The 2412-nt window shown below is 77.7% G+C and carries 1 protein-coding gene; it reads left to right on the top strand.

Going from position 1 to position 2412, the window contains the following annotated elements; all coding sequences use genetic code 11:
- Positions 1-232: 232 nt before the first annotated feature.
- Positions 233-2412, top strand: a 2180-nt coding sequence (locus GT045_RS13370; RefSeq protein ID WP_161334297.1) for an SDR family oxidoreductase, incomplete at its 3' end; no start/stop codon positions are given.

The following is a 2412-nucleotide window of genomic DNA, read 5'->3' as shown; positions in this document are numbered from 1 at the left end:
CACCCCGAAGGCATCACCCGGCCCCGCCACTCCGACCGCTCAGGCTCTGACCGCCTCGGCCGACGCGACGGGCCCCGCCGCCCCGACCGCCCCCGCCGCCTCAGGGGCCGCTCCCGCCGCCTCCGGCCCCGCCGCCTCAGGCACCGGCCCCGCCGCCTCGGGCACCGCTCCTGCCCCCTCCGACTCCGCCGTCTCGGGCACCGTTCCTGCCCGCTCCGGGCCCACCCCCGCCGTGTCCCTTGCCGTCGGCCCGCACGACTGGGTCGTCGCCGAGCACGTCGTCGCGGGCACTCGGCTGCTCCCCGGTGTCGCCGTGTTCGAACTGGCCGCCCGCGCCGCCGGGCGGGGCACACCCATCGGCATCCGGGGCGTGCAGTGGCTGCGCCCCTTCGCGGTGCCGGCCGCGAACGTGGCACAACTGCGCCTGGAAGACGGGCGGTTCGTGCTCACCGACGGTCCTGGCGGCGCGGTCTGCGCCCGCGGCCGGATCACGGAAGACGTGCGCCCCGAGCCCGAGACGCTGGATGTGGCGGCGGTCGCCGCGAGGTGCCCGCGGCACCGCACGGGCACCGACCTTTACGACGGCTTCACGGCGGCCGGCATCGCCTACGGCCCGTCCTTCAGGGCGTTGCGAGACGTACGGTACGGCGCCGACGAGGCGCTCGGCAGACTGCTCGTGCCGCCCGCCCGCGCCGCCGAACTGCCCGGCCGTCCCCTGCACCCGGTGCCGCTCGACGCCGCACTCCAGACCGTCGCCGTCCTGTGCGCCACCGAGGACGGCCGCCCGCTGATCCCCTTCGCGCTCGGCCGTTTCGACTCCCTCGCACCGGTGCCCGCCGACGGGTACGTCCACGTCCGCCGCGAGGGCGCCGGTCTCACCGTACGGCTGGCCGGCCACGACGGCCGCGTCGTGGCCCGCTTCACCGATCTGGTGCTGCGTCCCGCCTCCCCCACGGCGCCCGTCCACCCCGGCCCGGTCACCACCCGGGACGAGGCGCTCATCCATCTGCCCGAGTGGCGCCGGGCCGGTCCCGCACCGGCCGCCCCCGGCCCCGTGGGCGCCCGGGTGCGGGTGGTGCACGGTCCGGGCACGGCCGAACTGGCCGCCGCACTGGTCGCCGAGCACCGGTCCGCCGGTGACCACGCCACGGCGGCGGCCGGACCGGCGCCCGGCGACTGCCCGGACGTCGTCTACGTCCTCGCCTGCGAGGCGTACCGAGGCGGCGCCGCGGAAGCCGACCCCGCGCCCTTCGATCTGCTGCGCACGCTGCGCTCCCTCATCGGGTGGGGCACCGGCCGCCCGGTCCGGGTCAAGGTCGTGCTCGCCGGTGCGGCGGACGCCGGCGACGGCCCGGTGCGGCCGCACACCGCCGGCATGGTGGGCATGGCCGCCTCCGCCGCCGCCGAGTATCCGGCGTGGTCGGTCGGCTGCGTCGACATCGGGACCCGCCCCTGGGAGGCCGCCCGGCTGGCCGCGCTGCTGCGGCGGGAACCGGCTGCCGAACGCCTGGTCGTCCTGCGGCCCGGCCGGCGTCTGGTCCGTGCCGTCCGCCCTGCCGCCGGTCCCGTCGCCGACCTCGGCGGCGGCCACCCCTACCGGGACGGCGGCAGCTACCTGATCGTCGGCGGCACCGGCGGTATCGGCCGGGAACTCGCCCACCACCTGGCCCGCACCGTGGGAGCACGGCTGACGCTGGTCGGCCGTACGGCAGCCGACCCGGGTGTCCGCGAGCTGCTGGCCGACGTCGAACGGCTCGGCGGCCGGGCGGTCCACGAACAGGCCGACGTCAGCGACGCGGTGGCCCTGCGCGCCGTGGTGCGCCGCGCCCGGCGCCGGTTCGGCGCCCTGCACGGCGCCTTCCACGCGGCGATGGTCCTGGACGACCGGACCCTGGCGCGGTTGGACGAGCCGGGGCTCGCCCGGGTGCTCGCCCCGAAGACGGCCGGTGCGGTCGCCTTCGGTGAGGTGCTGCGCACCGAACGCCTGGACTTCATGGCGTTCTTCTCCTCGGCGGTGTCCTTCACCGGCTCGGCCGGTCAGGCCAACTACGCGGCGGCGAGCACCTTCGAGGACGCCTGCGCCGCACAGTTGCGCGAGCGGTGCCCGTTCCCGGTGACCGTCGTCAACTGGGGCTACTGGGGCAGCGTGGGAAGGGTGGCCGACGAGCGGTACGCGCGGCGGCTGGCCGGCTTCGGCGTCAGCCCCCTCGAGCCGTCCGAGGGCCTCGCCGCACTCGACACGCTGCTTCTTCACGCCGTCCCGCAGGCGCTCGTGGTCCGTGCCTCCGCCGCCGGACTGGCGCGTCTGGGCGCCGTACCCGGCGAGGAAACCCCCGTCTCCGACCCCGCCGCGCCCCCCGGCGCCCTCCGCGGCACCGCCGTGCTCCCCAGCGCCGCCTCCGGCACCGCCGT

The sequence above is a fragment of the Streptomyces sp. SID486 genome, from assembly GCF_009865385.1.
Classification (GTDB): domain Bacteria; phylum Actinomycetota; class Actinomycetes; order Streptomycetales; family Streptomycetaceae; genus Streptomyces.
The sequence above is the reverse complement of the archived record's forward strand: the minus strand, read 5'-3'. Positions and strand labels throughout refer to the sequence as shown.